This window comes from Paenibacillus sp. EZ-K15, assembly GCF_002573715.1.
In the GTDB taxonomy this organism is placed as follows: domain Bacteria; phylum Bacillota; class Bacilli; order Paenibacillales; family Paenibacillaceae; genus Paenibacillus_AQ.
Window position 1 is genome coordinate 48,631 of sequence record NZ_PDHM01000021.1, and the last position, 15,815, is coordinate 64,445.

Annotated in this window: 14 protein-coding genes and 1 other annotated feature (1 of these 15 running past the window's edge); of the genes, 6 read left to right on the forward strand and 8 right to left on the reverse strand. The window is 47.5% G+C overall.

The features are described from left to right. Nucleotides 1-32, reverse strand: a binding site (T-box leader); it reaches 199 nt to the left of the window's first position. A gap of 81 nt (nt 33-113) precedes the next feature. Then, nucleotides 114-1,184 (reverse strand): bifunctional 3-deoxy-7-phosphoheptulonate synthase/chorismate mutase, encoded by a 1,071-nt coding sequence (locus CRG97_RS24310; protein WP_053492057.1) that lies wholly within the window; start codon nt 1,182-1,184, stop codon nt 114-116. Between the two features lie 427 nt (nt 1,185-1,611). Further along, nucleotides 1,612-2,820, reverse strand: a complete 1,209-nt coding sequence (locus tag CRG97_RS24315; RefSeq protein ID WP_237566569.1) for a DUF418 domain-containing protein — start codon at nt 2,818-2,820, stop codon at nt 1,612-1,614. Between the two features lie 356 nt (nt 2,821-3,176). Between CRG97_RS24315 and CRG97_RS24320 the strand changes: the two genes are divergently transcribed. Next, nucleotides 3,177-3,866: a response regulator transcription factor gene (locus CRG97_RS24320; protein ID WP_098748287.1), complete on the forward strand. Its 690-nt coding sequence runs from the start codon at nt 3,177-3,179 to the stop codon at nt 3,864-3,866. Beyond that, nucleotides 3,863-5,320 carry a sensor histidine kinase gene (locus tag CRG97_RS24325; protein ID WP_098748288.1) on the forward strand — a complete coding sequence of 486 codons (1,458 nt, stop codon included), beginning with the start codon at nt 3,863-3,865 and terminating at the stop codon, nt 5,318-5,320. The genes CRG97_RS24320 and CRG97_RS24325 overlap by 4 nt, the downstream gene beginning before the upstream one ends. 64 nt (nt 5,321-5,384) lie before the next feature. Here CRG97_RS24325 and CRG97_RS24330 read toward each other — a convergent pair whose 3' ends face one another. Both CRG97_RS24330 and CRG97_RS24335 read right to left on the reverse strand, forming a co-directional pair. Next, on the reverse strand, nt 5,385-6,341 hold the full coding sequence (locus CRG97_RS24330; protein WP_098748289.1) for a 3'-5' exoribonuclease YhaM family protein: 957 nt from the start codon (nt 6,339-6,341) through the stop codon (nt 5,385-5,387). Between the two features lie 227 nt (nt 6,342-6,568). Further along, nucleotides 6,569-7,489, reverse strand: a complete 921-nt coding sequence (locus tag CRG97_RS24335) for an aldo/keto reductase (protein WP_098748290.1) — start codon at nt 7,487-7,489, stop codon at nt 6,569-6,571. Between the two features lie 214 nt (nt 7,490-7,703). On the opposite strand from CRG97_RS24335, the gene mgtE reads away from it, so the two are divergent. Further along, complete coding sequence (gene mgtE / locus CRG97_RS24340) at nt 7,704-9,059, forward strand: magnesium transporter (RefSeq protein ID WP_098748291.1); 1,356 nt, start codon at nt 7,704-7,706, stop codon at nt 9,057-9,059. A gap of 98 nt (nt 9,060-9,157) precedes the next feature. Here the strand turns inward: mgtE and CRG97_RS24345 are convergent, their stop codons facing one another. Together CRG97_RS24345 and CRG97_RS24350 are read right to left on the reverse strand one after the other, a co-directional pair. Next, nucleotides 9,158-9,553 (reverse strand): YmaF family protein, encoded by a 396-nt coding sequence (locus CRG97_RS24345; protein ID WP_098748292.1) that lies wholly within the window; start codon nt 9,551-9,553, stop codon nt 9,158-9,160. A 19-nt stretch (nt 9,554-9,572) separates the two neighbouring features. Further along, entirely contained in the window at nt 9,573-10,334 is a 762-nt protein-coding gene (locus CRG97_RS24350; protein ID WP_237566587.1) for a DUF2935 domain-containing protein, read from the reverse strand. A gap of 436 nt (nt 10,335-10,770) precedes the next feature. On the opposite strand from CRG97_RS24350, the gene CRG97_RS24355 reads away from it, so the two are divergent. Then, entirely contained in the window at nt 10,771-11,433 is a 663-nt protein-coding gene (locus tag CRG97_RS24355) for a CatB-related O-acetyltransferase (protein ID WP_098748294.1), read from the forward strand. Nucleotides 11,434-11,726: 293 nt separating this feature from the next. Continuing rightward, nucleotides 11,727-12,803 carry an SDR family oxidoreductase gene (locus CRG97_RS24360; protein ID WP_098748295.1) on the forward strand — a complete coding sequence of 359 codons (1,077 nt, stop codon included), beginning with the start codon at nt 11,727-11,729 and terminating at the stop codon, nt 12,801-12,803. Between the two features lie 56 nt (nt 12,804-12,859). Here the strand turns inward: CRG97_RS24360 and CRG97_RS24365 are convergent, their stop codons facing one another. Further along, complete coding sequence (locus CRG97_RS24365; protein WP_098748296.1) at nt 12,860-13,234, reverse strand: winged helix-turn-helix transcriptional regulator; 375 nt, start codon at nt 13,232-13,234, stop codon at nt 12,860-12,862. A 33-nt stretch (nt 13,235-13,267) separates the two neighbouring features. Then, nucleotides 13,268-14,617 (reverse strand): aminotransferase-like domain-containing protein, encoded by a 1,350-nt coding sequence (locus tag CRG97_RS24370; RefSeq protein ID WP_098748297.1) that lies wholly within the window; start codon nt 14,615-14,617, stop codon nt 13,268-13,270. A gap of 169 nt (nt 14,618-14,786) precedes the next feature. Between CRG97_RS24370 and CRG97_RS24375 the strand changes: the two genes are divergently transcribed. After that, nucleotides 14,787-15,770 (forward strand): glycoside hydrolase family 43 protein, encoded by a 984-nt coding sequence (locus CRG97_RS24375; protein WP_098748298.1) that lies wholly within the window; start codon nt 14,787-14,789, stop codon nt 15,768-15,770. Nucleotides 15,771-15,815: the final 45 nt, after the last annotated feature.

The window sequence follows — 15,815 nt, forward strand, 5'->3', positions numbered from 1 at the left end:
TCGCTTTTACTATTTCTAATCAAAACATTTCGATATGAATTTTGATAACTATCTTAAGGAAAGAGGAGGGTTTTGTCAACCCTTTATCTTCCAAAAGCAAAAGAACGCATGGTTTACAGCAATCCGGACTTCTTCACATTCGCCAGGAAATCATGGAATTCCGGAATATTCAGCTGCTGCGCTGCATCGGACAACGCCGTAGCCGGATCGGGATGAACTTCTACCATCACGCCGTCTGCTCCTGCAGCGAGAGCCGCTCTGGCACAAGGGGCCAGGATGTCCTTACGGCCTGTGGAATGGGTCACGTCCACCAGTACCGGAAGATGTGTTTCTTGTTTCAGAATCGGCACCGCCGAGATGTCCAAGGTGTTTCTCGTCGCCTTCTCGTACGTCCGAATGCCGCGTTCAATCAGCATCACCTGTGTATTGCCGCGGGATACAATGTATTCCGCAGCGTGCACGAACTCATCGATCGTAGCCGCAAGACCGCGTTTCAACAGCACCGGCGTCTGAACATCCCCCGCCGCTTTTAACAGCTCAAAGTTCTGCATGTTCCGCGCACCAATCTGAATGACGTCAATGTATTCGCACGCAAGCTCGATATGCGCAGGGTCCACGATTTCGCTGATCGTCTTCAGGCCGAACTCGGACGCCACTTCCTTCAGAATTTTCAGGCCTTCAATACCCAAGCCCTGAAAATCGTAAGGCGATGTTCTCGGTTTGAATGCACCGCCGCGCATGACAGTCATGCCCGCTTCCTTAAGGGCAGCCGCAACCTGGCGTACTTGCTCATAACTCTCAACCGAGCATGGTCCTGCGATCATTACCGGCGTGCCGCCACCAATGATGGTGCTGCCCAGCTGAATCAGCGTATCCTCCTGTTTCTTCTTCCGGCTCACCAGCAAATGCTTCTTGTGATCGACTTGCTGCAGCTTCAAGGATGCCTGGAAAATCTGTTTAAATAAATGACGCACTGTTTCATTATCGAAAGGACCTTGGTTATGCTCCACCAGAGTGTCCAACATTTTTTTCTCACGTACCGGATCAAAATCAGGCACTCCCTGCTTTTGCTTCTCCTGACCGATCTCCTGGGCGATTCGTGCCCGCTCCGACAACAGCTCCAGCAGCTGAAGATTAACGGCATCGAGCTCCGATCTTAATTGTTCCAAACGTCCTTGACTCATCTGAAATCTCTCCCTCACCTATTTTTCTAGTTTATAAAAACAAAAAGACCCCCCGCCCGGAAAGGGACGAGGAGTCGTGGTACCACCCTTATTAGATATGCCGAAAAAAAGCAAACACATCTCACTTGAACCTCTTAACGCAAGGGTTACGGGTAAACCTACCATCCGCACGTAACATGCAGATTATCAGCATACCAGCTCCGGAATGAACTTCAGCGGAGAACCTTCGCCCGGGCGCTCTCAGTCGGTGGCAGCCCTTTCCTGTCAGGAACGTTCTTTCGCTTACTCTTTCCATCATCGCTTGTTTTAACATATCGTGTTCGTTAATTAAGAAGCATTGTAATACACCCCGGATTGAAATTGCAAGAGTTTTATTTAAAGCTTGGGTGCTTTGATGCAGTGAAGTTTTATAAAAGCGGGCTTCATGTCAGAGACGAACATTCACCTTCTGCCCCTGTTTTACCGGATTTCCCCAATACGTAAACAGGCGCCAGATGTATTCGAATGGTCCTATCGGAAGCCGCTTCAACCAGACTCTGCTGAAGATCGCTTGAAGAGCAAAAATGACGACAACCATCACCATCTGCCAGATCGGTTCGATCGTTCCGTACCAGCCCAATCCGTAGCTGTAAAAGATCAATCCGCAAAGGATCGATTGAAGCAAATAGTTGGTGAAGGCCATTTTCCCGGGATAAGAAAATAAATTCAACACCTTCTGCCACGATGTATTCTGGTATAAAAGTGCAAACGCGCCGATATAGCCCAGGGTCAAGAGTGGTGCCCCAACGAATAAGGCTACCGCCTCGCCCCAGGATGGAAGTCCATCCGCTAGCGACATCACGAGTTGAAGGACAAGACCCAAACTTTCGCCAATGACGACCAATTTGATGATCCCCTTCCGGTTCTTCTGGACCTCGTGCAAAATACGGCGCTTGCAGAAGTAGGCACCCATCAGGAACATCCCTAATACTTGTGGGTAGAAGACCACCATATTCAAAATGGAGCCGATGTAATCATTCAGCCGCTGAGCGATGATCTGAGTCATCGTCCCCTCTCCGTATATGGCTGCATCCCGCTCCTGGAAATAGATTCCCATCTGATGCGCATCCGCCTGGCTCAACGGCTCAAAAACCTGTCCGGCCGAAGAGCTCAGCAGACTTGCTCCCGTCAGCAGGACGGGAACGAGCAGCAGCAGGGACAGTGACCAGATTAGCAGCGTTCTCGGCTTGCAGCGCTGAAACAGCATCAGCAGAAAACCCATGAGTGCATAGTGGGTCAGAATGTCTCCGTACCAAATCAGGATGCCATGAACCAGACCGATCAGAAGCAAAGCCGTCAACCTGCGAGTATAGATGCGGTTAAAGCTCCGCCCTTTGGCCTGACTGCTCTCCTGTAACAACACCATACCAAAACCAAACAGGAAAGAGAAAATCAAAATAAATTTGCCGTCAATTACAATTCCGCGCAGCAGCATCAGGATCTCATTGTACCAGCCTGACCATAATTCGACCCCGAAGGAAATCGTTTGTAGCGATGTTGTAAAAAACGTAATGTTAACCAAAAAGATGCCTAATAGTGCAAATCCTCTCAAGCTGTCAATGAGCTGTATTCTTGGCTGTGAATTCGTTGCCATCATCGTACCTCCTTATCATTGTGCCATCAGGTTAAGGTACAATCATAAAGAAAGGATAAAGATTTACATATTGAACTAAAAATACAGTAGCTTAAGCATCACTGCGCATGCGGATCATTCTTCCGATCGCTGTTGCCCCCAGATTTCTATCTATCCTTTTAAGAATGGTTGAAATCCGGATGCAAAGGCGACCGCTGCCGCTTCTCCAGAATGATTCCGCCTGCTCCGTTGAAGGTTGGGCACCTATAAACTTCAAGTAATCAGACTTTCCTTTCTTTATTTATTCTTTAGAAATGACGTGTACACTACACTAATTAGGTATATTTAGAAATAGCTATTTTTCGGAGGATGTAATAAATATGGCAAACGAAACGATCCTATTGGTGGATGATGAAGAAGAAATCATCTCTTTTATACAAGACGCTCTGGAGATTGAAGGCTATCACGTACTGACTGCTGGAAGTGGACGGGAGGCGTTAATCCAGAGCGAGCAGCAGCCGTCCCTGATCATCCTCGATGTGATGATGCCCGAGATGAACGGCATTGAGGTCTGCGAGCAGCTTAGGGAAAGCACGCAGTGTCCTATTGTGTTCTTGAGTGCTTGCCAAAGTGAAGTGGACCGGATTCGAGGGCTGGCTGCCGGCGGGGACGATTATCTGCTCAAGCCCTTTAGCCTCGCGGAATTGAAAGCCCGAATCCATGCCCATCTGCGGCGAGAACAGAGAATCCACGCGCAAAAAGAACAAGGCCTCCTGCGATTCCAATCCCTGATGATCGATTGCAAGGGGCATGCCGTTACCTGCAGCGGGCACAACATCGCTCTTACGAATAAGGAGTATCAGATCGTAGAACTGCTGGCGATGCATCAGGGGCAGGTCTTTTCCAGAGAACAGATTTACGAGAAGTTATGGGGATTTGACGCTGAGGGGGACGACGCTACCATTACCGAGCATATCAAGAAAATCCGGGCCAAGCTGGCCGCCCACGCACAGGACCGCAGCTATATTCAAACCGTATGGGGCATCGGCTACAAGTGGGATCCCAAATGATGAAACAGCGTTCCATCAAAAACACGTTCGCCCGCCATTTCGCCTCGATTCTGGCCTGCAGCTTGCTGGCTACGCTTGTAACCTGGGGACTGCTCGTCATGCTGCTTGGGTACTTGTTCAACCATGACATCGCGCTCCCGGCAAATCATTATGAAGCTCAGATCCCTGTTATTTCGGAGTACGCGGAAGACCGGGGCGATTCTGTCATGAGCACGCAGGGACAAGCCGAACTGGAAAAGGTGATCCCCTCGCAGGGCATGTCCTACCTCGTTGTGTCCCTTACCGGCGAACCCTTATATGGTGATCTTACTCTAAAAGAATCGCTTAACCGGCAAAAGATACTGGCACGCTTGAACCAGACGCACAGCAGCATGAATCAAGTCGTTAAATACATTCCGGTTGTCTCCAGTGACGGAGATCTTGCAGGGGCTCTTCTGCTTGGATATAACCTGAAGGTGACGGCAGTCAATCCGGCGCTGAATCCCTTGATAACCTTTGGGTCCCTGGCCTTTATTCTGACGCCTTTTCTGTATATCATCTTGTTCACTCTGATATTCGGAAGACGATTCAGCCGCAAGATCAGCACCCCGCTGCAGCAGCTTCTGCAAGGAGCCGAACAGATTAAAGAGCGAAGTTTACACTTTTCCATGGCAGGGACATCGTCCATAACGGAAGTTAATCGTCTTACGAATGCTTTTGAGGACATGCGTCAGGAGCTGGAGCAATCCATCGAGCGGGAATGGAGATTGGAGCAGGATAGAAGCACCATGTTTGCGGCTCTCGCTCACGACCTTCGGACACCGCTTACGATTATTCAAGGACATGTTGAGGGCTTGGAGCAGATGAACGGGGAGTCTTATGAAGCTAAACGATCGCAATATCTGCAAGTCATCAAACGCAACACGACACGTGCTTCGAAACTCCTTCAGGATATGAACACTATCGCAGAAATTGAAAAGGTATCTTTTCAGCTTCAGCCGCTTCCCGTGGATATTGAAGAATTAGCGGATGATAAAACCATGGAATATGCCGCTTTATGCAGCAATATGAACATAACGTTCCATACAGAGATCAACGATAATCGAATGAACAAGAAGCCCGTCATCTTGGATCCCTATCGCATCATGCAGGTTCTGGATAATCTCGTTTCGAACAGCATTCGATATACCCCTGAAGCCGGACAGATTCTATGGCGGATCGAAATCACCGAGCAGCAGGTGATGATGGCTGTGACGGATAATGGAGCAGGCTTTGGGCAGCAGCAAGATCTGCAGCAGGTATTTAAGCAGTTTTATCAAGGGGATCACCCTTCCTCCAGACAAAAAGGGCATTCCGGTCTGGGGCTGTATATCGCCAAACTTCTCATACAGCATCATGGAGGGCATATTTCTGCCGAGAACACCCCGCCTTGCGGGGCAACGGTGCGCTTTACCCTACCGATCCAAGAATCATAAGCTTCCTCAAGCATCATAAAGAGGCATCCTTCACGATCCAATGGATCGGGGGATGCCTCAATTGTTATACCTTCAACCGATAAATCGCCTTATTATCGAGTCCACGGATCATCGGTGTCCATGGCTCCGTTTCAAGGGTCGTATCCAGGGCATCCTCTACCATCTGCAGCTTGGCATCCAGCAGGTCGATATGGTGCAGCGCAACGGCTTCAGCCGTTTGCGGCTGAACCGGGCTCCCCCACTCTCCCAGGTTATGGTGGGAAAGTACGAGATGCTGCAATCCCAGTACCACTTCGGATTCTAGCGCGATGTCGTTCTGAATGGCCGCTTCCACGATCCAGTTGGATGCCAGGGCGATATGTCCGATCAATTTCCCCTGATTGCTGTAGTCCGTAACGATGCCCATCTGGGCGATCATCTCTTCCGGCTTTGCGATATCATGAAGGATAATGCCGGCCTTGATCAAGTCCGGATTCAGAAACGGCCGCTGCTTGCAGATGAAATCGCCAATCTCCAGCATGCGGACAATATGATAGGCAAGTCCGGCAAAGTAAGCATGATGATAGGTTTTGGCAGCCGGATAATGCATCAACTTCTCTTCCACCTTCGACACACAATACTGCACGATGCTTCGTATCTGCGGCTCCGTAATCTCATTCATCGTAAGTTTGATCGTATGTAATAGATCCACGGGTCGGATTGGTGCAGCCCTTACAAAATCGGTCAAGGAAACGCCGTCCTCATCCGTTGCTTTACGAATTCGGCTGATTTTGACTTGAAGCTGATCCCTGTAGCTCAGCACGGTTCCCCGGATTTTGACTAATTGCATCGGCAGGAACGTTTCTTTATCTTGAATGGTCACATCCCAGTACTTGGCCGAAATCTGGCCGCTCGCATCCGAGAGGATAATATCAAAATAATCTTTCGGCGGCGTGCCGTTGGTCTGTCTCATATTTAATTCTTTCAGCAAGTAAAATCCAACAAAATCATCTTGAACGCTAAGTTTATTAATCGGTTTCATCTGGTTCCTCCCACGATCTTCATTCCATAAAACTACTCTATCATATTTATAACCTATTACTAAATACGATTCCCAATTCGTTCATAATTCTTGATCTGAAAGATTACAATCTAACGAAAAAAACCACTTAGCAAAGTGGCTTTTTACGATTTTCATATTATTTATGTCTAGATTCAAAGCCGCAGCCCATGACCGATCAGCTAAAATAATAAATGAAATCAGAGCGTTTATCCCCTCCACGCACCCGGATGGTCGTCCTGGACCAAATCCAGCTCCACGGCTCTTGCGTTCATCTCCACCTGCTCGACGCTCTTGCAGCCGGGAATGACACAGCTGACAGCAGGATGCTTCAAACACCAGGCCAGCGCCCACTCGGCCATATTCACGCCCTCCGGCACTTCGTTCTGCTTAATCTCTTCCACAAGCTTCAGCTTGGCATTAATCTCGTCCTGGTCACGGTTCTTGCGCACATTATCGCTGAAGACCGTCCCCGGCTTATACTTTCCGCTTAAGTACCCGCTCGCAAGTGGAACTCGCGCCAATACGCCAAGATCCTGCTTCATGCATGAAGGAAGAACCTCTTCCTCCGGAGCTTGGTCCAGACGGTTATATACAACCTGAATGGCTTTAGCATTAACCTCCGCGGCCTTGTCGGTTTGATAGATATTTTTGTTGCTACCAATGGAAATGCCCAGATTACGGATGGTTCCCGCCTGAACCTGCTTGTCCAGCATCGTCCACATATCATCATTGTTGAACACTTCATCCGAGCCGGAATGGAATTGATACAGGTCGATGTAATCGGTACGAAGCGCTTTAAGTGATTCCTCCAGCTGAATTCGGATCTGCTTCGCATCCCAAGCGTTCTCCCATTGCTCATGCCATCGATGACCAAACTTCGAGGCAATGACCCAATCCTCGCGGCGATCGCGCAACAAGAAATCGCCGATGAATTTCTCGGACATATGATGAGGCCCATAACATTCGGCTGTATCGAGCAGATTAATGCCAAGTTCCTTCGCATGCGTTAAGATGGCATCGACTTCCTTTTGATTGAAATCCTTCCCCCAATCACCGCCAAACTGCCAGGTTCCCACACCGACTACCGATACTTTCAGATCCGTTTTCCCGAGACGTCTGTACTTCATATACTCACCCCTACTCGTAGATTTGTGCGCCTATATCTTATTTGAAATTGCAACCGTTTGCAACTCTTGCTGCAGACTCTTTTTTTCGTCCATAGACCTTATTTTCATTCACTTGCCGTATCCTGACTGTTTAATAACAAGTCGTTATGGTGAACCCTATAATACGTAAACATTTTGCTATAATAGAACGGAATCAGAAAGGAGGATTGTCGGCGTGAATACTCGGACACTGGAGCAATGGATGCCGGACATTATAGAGAGTCTGAAAGCAAAAACACCAAATGACTTTCAGCGAATGATCGATGAATTTCTTCCTTATGACCTGGCCAGAATACATAGCCATCTCAGCGATACAGACCAAACCCGATTTCTGCAGTTTCTGAACGAGGAACAGCTGGCTGATATGATTCAGGAAATGGAGCACGACCAGCAAATCGAAGTTTTGGGCAAGCTGGGCAAAGAAAAAACAGCCATCATCCTGGACTTGATGGATAACGACGACCTCGCCATTCTGCTTGATGAGCTGTCACCCGAGCAGAAAGACGAATTCCTCAAGGGAATGCGGGACGAGGAATCCCAATTTGTCCAGAACCTGATGAAATACCCGCCGGAAACTGCGGGCCGAATCATGACGAACCGTTATGTGTGGATTCCCCAGCATTACACCGTATCGGAGGTAGTCCAGAAGCTAAAAACCTACGTCTCCATTTCGGAAACGATCAACTATCTGTACGTCATTGACCAAGACAAAAAGCTGATGGGCGTGGTGTCCTACCGCGGACTCATTTTGGCCGAGCCGGATGAATATATGGTAGATATCATGCACAGCCGGGTTCTGTCCGTACCTGCGGATGCCGATCAGGAGGAAGTCGCCCAGATTATCCAAAAATACGATCTCGTCGCCATCCCCGTCGTTGAACAGGATAACAAACTTGTAGGCATCATTACGGTTGACGATATTCTCGACGTCGTCATCAAGGAAGCCGACGAGGACATTCGGAAAATGAATGCCACCGGGGGCAAATCCATCGACTTCAACACCAAAGCAACCGTTGCCGCCTTTCGAAGATTGCCATGGCTAATCTTGCTCTTATTCATCGGTCTGATCTCCGGAACGATCATTTCCAGATTTGAAGAGACGCTGGCACAGGTTGTGGCGCTAGCCTTCTTCATGCCCATGATTGCAGGAATGACCGGCAATACCGGCACGCAGTCGCTTGCTGTTATTGTGCGAGGCCTGACCACGAAAGAAATGACGAAATCGCTGGTGTACCGGCTGTTAGCGAGAGAGCTGAAGGTCGGATTGATGATTGGGGTAACATGCGGCATCCTGATATCCTTGATCGCATACTTCTGGCAGGGCAATCTCTATCTGGGGTTTGTGGTCGGAAGCTCGTTGATTGCAACACTCATCGTGGGAACCATGGCAGGTACAATTATTCCGCTCATTCTATTCAAATTCAAAATTGATCCGGCAGTAGCCTCGGGACCGTTAATTACAACCATTAACGATATCCTATCGCTTGTCATCTACTTTGGTATCGCCACCCTGTTTCTTTCTTACATCTAGCAGCTATTTACGAAATATATTCCTTACGTTAAAAAGACTTCCGGCTTACTAACCGGAAGTCTTTTTGGGGCTCTGCCAGAGCAAGAATCTCCATTGGCTCAATAACCTGCCTGTTCATTACCCGTGTTTCCACTATATCGATGAGCATGTGGAATCCTACCATCTACTGTGGTATAGCCTTCAAAATAATGATAGTGCCCGCCGCCTGCCAAGGGAATGGCGGGGCCAGTTGTTCCTCTAATCATGTGCTTGTGTTGGTCATTAAATGATGTTTGGGCATGATAATTATGGACGTGTGGAACGCCACTTGGAGCTGGTTCCGTTACACCCACGTAATGATGGAAATGTCCAACATCAAAGGATGTATCTCCTTCGAAGGGATGAACATGAACGTTAACGGGTCTTCCATCCCAAGATGTAAGAAAGAGTTGATGCGAATGTCCCGAATCGGAGTCATTGGAATGAACAACAAATCCCGTTATTTGTATTTCCATCAAATATCCCTCCCTTATTTTAATGCATGATTTCTTTCTTGTTTACCTTCATGCCAGACAATGACCGATCGAACATGTCAAGAATAAATAAGAATCGTTCAGCTTCACGAAAAACGTGATCTGCTAATAAGGGATGGATGATACTTTTGATGCGACACTCCTCAATTAAGTCGCGCGCAGTCTTCTTAAAATCTCGCAATGATTTGACTGAAACGCGGTTTTCATCAACAAATTGACTTAGTAATGGATGGGTTTGCGATTGTGGACGCATGGAACTTAAGTCAATGGCTTGATACATCAACGTATCAAAATCCTGGCTAAACTCCCTTGCTTGTTCCACTAATTTTCGCTCGGATGGATCAAGCAGATGGCCTATGAATTTTGCATGGTCAGCCATGATTTTTAGGAAAAAGACATTTTCATCGATAATCGCATCAGGTAATGGTTCAAGTCTCCCGCTATTGAGTTCCTCTAACCGATTTCTAAAGTAATTTGCTTCTCGGCTAACATGATCTACAAGCAAAGGGAAATTGTTTCCCCCAGGAAGTTGGCACCTTAGTATAAGCCCGAGTACCTTTCTCTTAAATGCCCAAATGTGAACAGCGGCATTGTGAACTTCTGAATTAAACTGTCGAATTGTTTGGGGATCAGTATCAGCTTGAAAAGAATGTGATCTTCTTTCAATATCCTCGAAGGTTTCATGAAATTGATTAGCCTCATTAATTAACTGCGTATCTTCACACCTAAATCCTAGTCGAAGAAAAAAGGAATGTTCTTTCATAATGCGTGACCAAAAACGTATTTCGTCTAATGATCGGACTACAAAAGGATCCGACAAACCATATCCCACCTTTCGGCACACTTAAAGACAACCATCTATATTGACTTGATAGCAAAGTATATGGTGAGGGCTTGTTTCAATATGCTGTCGAAAAATAAAAAATCAAGATCATTTAGATTTAAATTAAAAAAAGCCTCGCTGGCAAGTTGCCAGCTGAGGTGAGAAAATGATCAGGCGTAATGAATGGGACAAAAATTCACTGTATATTCGAACTGCGTGTTTGACGAAAAGACAATCCGTTTGTTACAATCTCACCAACAAACAGGAAAAGGATGAGGACGATGGTTCGTCGTTTGAAAAGGTTTAAGAATGTAGCTACTGCATTAAGCTTCTGAGTAAATAATGATTTTATTCTACTTAGAAGCGAGGAAAAAGAATGAAACAACATCGGTATGAACACTGGTCCGAAATTAAGTATTTAAAGGATATTGTCACCAACGCCATGATTCAAGTAGGGGAATACTCTTACTATTCTGGTTATTACGATCATCATGATTTTGAAGATGGGTGCGTTAGATACCTATGGGGAGATGAAAAATCCAGAAGATTGTTTAACCCCATCGAAGACCATGGTTGGCATATAGATAAATTGATTATTGGAAACTACGTATGCATTGCAAGTGGTGTAGTTATTTTAATGGGTGGAAATCACAATCATCATCCTGAATGGATAACCGTATATCCGTTTGTGGAGCAGATTGAAACTTCTTACCTACCAAAAGGCGATACAGTCATCGAAAGTGATGCCTGGATTGGAATGAATGCCATGATTATGCCAGGTGTGACCATAGGCGAAGGCGCCATTGTAGCGGCTGGTTCGGTAGTTGCAAAAGATGTCCCACCATATACTATCGTAGGCGGTAACCCTGCTAAAGAGATAAGGAAACGCTTTGCGGAAGAAGAAATTGAAAAGTTAAAGGAAATGCGATGGTTTGATTGGAAGCGCGAGAAAATTGAACGGGTCAGTCATATCTTGTCCAGTTCTTCCGTTGATCAATTATATGACTTTTATCAAAAAGAAATAAAACCATACGTTTAATTTCAGATCTTCTCATAGAAAAAACTAATAGTTTAAAAAGCAATAGTCCCTTCTTGAAATTCAAGAAGGGACTATTTTTCTGAGCCCGATCCTCAAAGTTTTGTTTATCATTCAAAACTCTTTTGTCATCCTGTTCAAAGAAACCCATTAGCTTCGTATCCCCTTAGATTTATGTGGTTGGCATTGCTTAAACATTACCAGTAACTAGGTCACTTCAAAGTGCGTACTTCTCAATCCGAACCCTAACGTGCAAAATGACATTAATCAAGAACATGTCGTTAGGAGATGAATTTATGAATACGGATCAACATTCACATTATTCGCAAAAGACGGCTTTGGTTGTAGGAGCCAATGGGGTGATCGGCCGCAACCTCATCGAATACCTTGCGACGCTTCCCGATTGGGATATTATTGGTGTATCGCGCCGAGGCGGGGAATCAACGAACCGCGTTCGTTATATATCGGCCGACCTGCTTGATCGCGAGGATACGATCGCCAAATTAAGTCACTTATCGGAAGTGACGCATATCTTCTATGCTGCCTATCAGGACCGGCCAACGTGGGCCGAGCTCGTTGCACCGAATCTGGCGATGCTCGTCCATGTAGTGGAGGCTATCGAGCCGATTGCCGCCAATTTGCAGCATGTCAGCCTGATGCAGGGTTACAAGGTATACGGCGCGCATCTCGGTCCATTCAAGACGCCAGCACGGGAGACAGATGCCAACCATATGCCGCCAGAGTTCAATATCGATCAGCAGAACTTCCTTGAGGAACGGCAGCAAGGCAAAGCTTGGACATGGTCAGCCCTGCGTCCATCCGTTGTCAGCGGCTTCGCCCTTGGAAACCCGATGAATCTGGCGATGGTCATTGCCGTCTATGCCTCGATTTCGAAAGAGCTCGGCATCCCGCTGCGTTTTCCAGGTAAGCCCGGGGCCTATCACACTCTGCTGGAGATGACCGATGCCGATCTGCTCGCGAAGGCTACAGTATGGGCAGCAACCGATGATCGATGCGCCAATCAAGCATTTAATATCACGAACGGGGACCTGTTCCGTTGGAACGAGTTATGGCCGAAGATTGCGAAATACTTTGACATGGAAACCGCGCCCCCCCTGCAGATGAATCTGGAAACGGTCATGGCAGATAAAGAGCCGGTTTGGAATCGTATGGTTGAGCAGCACGGACTTGCGGAGCACACGTATCAAGAGGTTTCCTCCTGGAAGTTCGGTGATTTTGTGTTCTCCTGGGATTATGATTTCTTTGCAGACGGTTCGAAGGCCCGCCGCTTCGGATTTCATGAGTATGTCGATACAGAGGCCATGTTTATGAACATCTTTGACGAGCTCCGGCGGCGTAAAATCATTCCATAAGGATAGAAGAGCCGACTTTATGGATTCAAAGTCGGCTCTTTCATTCACTATACCTTTTAATGCGGATCCTCCAATGCCGGCTTCTCCAGCACCATGGCGGATTCGCCATACTTCCGTTCGATATGCGTATCTCCCCATCTGCACATCAGATGAAGAATTTCCTTTAAGCTCCAGCCATACTCGGTCAATTCATACTCCACCTTGGGCGGAACTTGATTATACGTTTTGCGTAATATAACGCCCTCCTCTTCCAGTTCCCGCAGATGCTGTGTCAGCATTTTTTGCGTGATCTTGGGAATTAGGCTTAAAAATTCACTATTGCGTCTTTTCCCGAAGGTAAGATGAAAGAGAATGACCGGCTTCCACTTCCCGCCAATGACCTCCAGCGTAGCTTCGACCGCGGTGTTGTAAACTTTTTCTTTATGCTCCATGTAAGCCTCGCTCCTTCGTTCCACGATATGACATCACCAACTATTTCCAACCTCCCGCTTTACTTCTTCGACTATCGCACGAACCCCTTCCTCGATCTGATCCAACCGTGCTCTGGAAATACTGATACGTATAAACTTCTCGCGTATAAGGTAGTCGGACAGATAAAACAGCTTGCCGGACACCACATGAATGTTCCGTTCTTGCAGCCGCCTGATCAATCGCTCCAGGTTAACGGTATGCGGCAGCTTAAACAGCTTATATATTCCTCCGCCGCCAGGTACGGCTTCAATCAATCCAGTTCCCTCGTATCGCTGCACAGCAGCATTCAGAGATTGCATTCGGACTTCATACTGGCTATAAATCTTCTGTTTGTGCCGCTCGTACATCCCGCTGCTGATATAAATTTCGAGCGCCGCTTGGGACAGCAGCGACGTATCCCCATAACTACTGTGGGCATTAAACGTTTGGAGCAAATGTTCCGGCAGGACGACGGCTCCCAGGCGCAATCCAGGGAAAATAATCTTGGAGAAGCTCTTCAAATACACGACATGCGAAGTTCGGTTGTAGGCATAGATGGGATCGTATCCCCGCTCCTCGCCGAGATCAGCCATATAATCGTCTTCCACAATGTAGACATTATATTTCGCCGCCAGGTTAGCAATAGCCTTCCTCTGCTCTGCACTATAGGTGGTGCCCAGCGGATTATGATATCTTGACATCGTATAGAAAAATTTAATATGTCCGGATCGGAAATGCCCCTCCAGAGCCTGCAGGTCGATCCCCGCTGCCGTGCGGGTTATTCCGATAACGGGTACTCCTTCACTCTCCAACAACTGCAAGTAGTTATTGTAGCTTGGCTGTTCGACCAGAATGGCGGAATGTCCGCCGGGAAACGGCATTTTTGTCAAAATCTCAAGTGCCTGCTGGGCGCCCGCCGTAATCACGATCCTCTTCGCGGTAGTGAACACTTGAGCTCCTGCCAAATGGGAGACCAGGGTATGGCGCAGTTTCTCCATCCCTTGCGGATCGCCATAGGTAAACAGTTCATATTTATAGGTATCAATCGCCTTGTTCAGGCAATGCTGAAAATCCAGATACGGGAATACATTCACATCCGGAGAGGCCGAAGAGAAATCGATCATGGTGCTGACACTCGCGTCTTCTTCCTCTTTCGGACGGTCGACCACATAATATCCGCTCTGGGATACGGAATAGATCGCATGTCGTTTCTCAAGCTCGGCGTAGGCTCGCAGCACGGTGCTGACACTGCATCCGTACGTGAGCGCGGCACTCCGTACGGAAGGCAGCTTCTGCCCGGGACGGTATTGTCCTTCCGAGATTTTGGATTCCATATCCGAGAGGATGGACAAGTATTTTCTCATCATGCACCTCCTGTCATTTCTATGCTTGATTATATCCGACCGAGCCTCAATCTAAAAAGATCTAATATTTTTAGGTGAAAAACCTAATTTTATTAGGTTTTTTGGGAGGAAAGCGTCTGATAGAATAAATACAAGCGCTTACAATGCAACGATTCAAGGAGGAAACGTGATGACCAAACCCGTACAGCCTAATGAACCGATCGTAACCCATATCTATACCGCGGACCCTTCCGCCCACGTATTCGAGGGTAAAATTTATATTTATCCATCCCATGATCTGGACCACGAGAATACCTCCAATGATAACGGCGACCAGTATGACATGGAAGATTACCATATTCTATCAATGGATGATGTGAATGCTCCATGCGTAGACCATGGCGAAGCCCTTCATGTAAAAGATGTTCCATGGGCGAAAAAGCAAATGTGGGCACCGGATGCTGCCTTCAAGAACGATACTTACTATTTATACTTCCCTGCCAGGGATCATGACGATATTTTCCGTCTTGGCGTAGCGACAAGTTCGTCCCCTTCCGGCCCTTTTAAGCCAGAGCCTCATTACATTCCGGGCAGCTACAGCATCGACCCTGCCGTATTCGTGGATGACGACAACCGTGCCTATATTTACTTCGGCGGCCTCTGGGGCGGACAACTGGAACAATGGCAGACCGGATCGCATGTTCCGGATGCGGAAGGACCTGCCGCAGACGCGCCTGCCATCGGACCGCGGGTCGCTGAGCTGAGCGATGACATGCTTACTTTCAAAGAGGCGCCGCGAGAAATATCCATCGTCGATGAGGAGGGCAACCCGATTGTCGCGGGGGATGAAGAGCGAAGATATTTTGAAGGACCTTGGGTTCATAAATACAACGGCACCTACTATCTTTCTTACTCTACCGGCTCAACACACAAAATCGTCTACGGCACGAGTCAAAGTCCAACGGGGCCTTTCGAGTTCAAAGGCACAATTCTAACACCTGTTATCGGCTGGACGACCCATCACTCCATCGTTCAGTTTCAGGATAAATGGTATCTCTTTTACCATGACAGCTCCCTCTCCGGCGGGGCCGACAACAAACGCAGCGTCAAGTTCACCGAGCTGACCTACCATGAGGACGGTACCATTCAGACGATTGATCCGTACGGTAAATAAGGCATATCAAGCTGAATTCCACGATGATGGAGTTCAGCTTTTTTT

Excerpts from the sequence above, each read along its gene's own strand:
- CRG97_RS24310 (WP_053492057.1), bottom strand. The coding sequence starts at position 1,184 with ATGAGTCAAGGACGTTTGGAACAATTAAGATCGGAGCTCGATGCCGTT.
- CRG97_RS24315 (WP_237566569.1), bottom strand. The coding sequence starts at position 2,820 with ATGATGGCAACGAATTCACAGCCAAGAATACAGCTCATTGACAGCTTG.
- CRG97_RS24320 (WP_098748287.1), top strand. The coding sequence starts at position 3,177 with ATGGCAAACGAAACGATCCTATTGGTGGATGATGAAGAAGAAATCATC.
- CRG97_RS24325 (WP_098748288.1), top strand. The coding sequence starts at position 3,863 with ATGATGAAACAGCGTTCCATCAAAAACACGTTCGCCCGCCATTTCGCC.
- CRG97_RS24330 (WP_098748289.1), bottom strand. The coding sequence starts at position 6,341 with ATGAAACCGATTAATAAACTTAGCGTTCAAGATGATTTTGTTGGATTT.
- CRG97_RS24335 (WP_098748290.1), bottom strand. The coding sequence starts at position 7,489 with ATGAAGTACAGACGTCTCGGGAAAACGGATCTGAAAGTATCGGTAGTC.
- CRG97_RS24345 (WP_098748292.1), bottom strand. The coding sequence starts at position 9,553 with ATGGAAATACAAATAACGGGATTTGTTGTTCATTCCAATGACTCCGAT.
- CRG97_RS24350 (WP_237566587.1), bottom strand. The coding sequence starts at position 10,334 with ATGAAAGAACATTCCTTTTTTCTTCGACTAGGATTTAGGTGTGAAGAT.
- CRG97_RS24355 (WP_098748294.1), top strand. The coding sequence starts at position 10,771 with ATGAAACAACATCGGTATGAACACTGGTCCGAAATTAAGTATTTAAAG.
- CRG97_RS24360 (WP_098748295.1), top strand. The coding sequence starts at position 11,727 with ATGAATACGGATCAACATTCACATTATTCGCAAAAGACGGCTTTGGTT.
- CRG97_RS24365 (WP_098748296.1), bottom strand. The coding sequence starts at position 13,234 with ATGGAGCATAAAGAAAAAGTTTACAACACCGCGGTCGAAGCTACGCTG.
- CRG97_RS24370 (WP_098748297.1), bottom strand. The coding sequence starts at position 14,617 with ATGAGAAAATACTTGTCCATCCTCTCGGATATGGAATCCAAAATCTCG.
- CRG97_RS24375 (WP_098748298.1), top strand. The coding sequence starts at position 14,787 with ATGACCAAACCCGTACAGCCTAATGAACCGATCGTAACCCATATCTAT.